Source organism: Aeromonas sp. R3-1 (assembly GCF_040908345.1).
Taxonomy (GTDB): domain Bacteria; phylum Pseudomonadota; class Gammaproteobacteria; order Enterobacterales; family Aeromonadaceae; genus Aeromonas; species Aeromonas veronii.
Genome location: NZ_JBFODN010000103.1, coordinates 1 through 1,279, shown reverse-complemented (window position 1 = coordinate 1,279; position 1,279 = coordinate 1). Strand labels below are relative to the sequence as shown.

Genomic DNA, 1,279 nt, shown 5'->3' with positions numbered 1-1,279 from the left:
ACGAAGGTCGGGTGCGCGCCCTTGAGGCAATGCGCATGGAGCGCAGCCAGCGCCGCGAGCTGCAGGGCAAGGCCAAGCTGCAACTGGACGAGGTCAATCGCTCCGGCAAGCTGGTATTTGAAGCTGAAGGGTTGGGGCTCGACTTTGGTGATCGCACCCTGTTCGAGGGGCTCGATCTGCAAGTGCTGCGTGGCGACAAGATTGCGCTGGTTGGCCCCAACGGATGTGGCAAGTCGACCCTGATCAAGCTGTTGCTGGGTCAGCTTGAGCCAACCCGTGGCACCGTCAAGGGGGGCACCAATCTGGAGGTGGCCTACTTCGATCAGTACCGCGAGCAGCTTGATCCCGAGCAGACGGTGGTGGACAACGTCGGGGAGGGCAAACAGGAGGTGATGGTGCGTGGCCGCTCCCGTCATATCCTCGGTTACCTGCAGGACTTCTTGTTCGAGCCCAAGCGGGCCCGTACGCCGGTCAAGGCGCTCTCTGGTGGCGAGAAGAACCGGCTGCTGCTGGCCAAGCTGTTCCTCAAGCCCAGCAACCTGCTGATCCTCGATGAACCGACCAACGACCTCGACGTCGAGACTCTGGAGCTGCTGGAAGAGCTGCTTTCCGACTACCCCGGTACCCTGCTGCTGGTGAGTCACGATCGTCGCTTCATCGACAACACAGTGACCGGCTGCTGGCTGTTTGAAGGGGATGGCCGCATCAGCGATTACGTGGGCGGTTACGCTGACATGATGGCGACCCGCGAACAGCAGAATGCCCAGCAACAGGCCAGGAGTGCACCGGTCAAGGCCCCGGAGCCGGTCGTTGCCGCCGCGCCAGAAGCGCCGAAGAAAAGCAAGAAGCTCTCCTACAAGCTGCAGCTTGAACTGGAAGGGTTGCCTGCTCGTCTTGAGCAGCTGGAAGCCGAGCTGGATGCGCTGCAAAGCGAGATCAACCAGCCCGGGTTCTTCTCGCTGCCGGCAGATAAAACCCAGCCGAAACTCGATGCGCTCAATGCCGCTGAAGCCGCGCTGGAGCAGGCATTTGCTCGCTGGGAAGAGCTGGAAGGACTCAAAAATCAGGAGTAAGTTCCCTGTAATTAAAACTTAATTCAGTTCAGTGCCTTGTGTCACATAGCCCGGTTAGGGTGGAAGTTTTTGTTTGACCGAGTGCGCTCGCAGGAGTAAAGATGAAAGCGACCGATGCAGAATTGGTCGCTTTTTTTGTTCCACGAAGAGGGTCGTAGATGATGAAGAGACAGAAGCGGGACCGTCTGGAAAGAGCTCGTGCTCGT

The 1,279-nt window shown here is 59.0% G+C and carries 1 protein-coding gene; it reads left to right on the top strand.

Annotation, left to right across the window (positions count from 1 at the left end; all coding sequences use genetic code 11):
- On the top strand, positions 1-1,073 hold a 1,073-nt coding region (locus AB5Y85_RS06465), incomplete at its 5' end, for an ATP-binding cassette domain-containing protein (protein ID WP_368221285.1).
- Positions 1,074-1,279 lie beyond the last annotated feature (206 nt).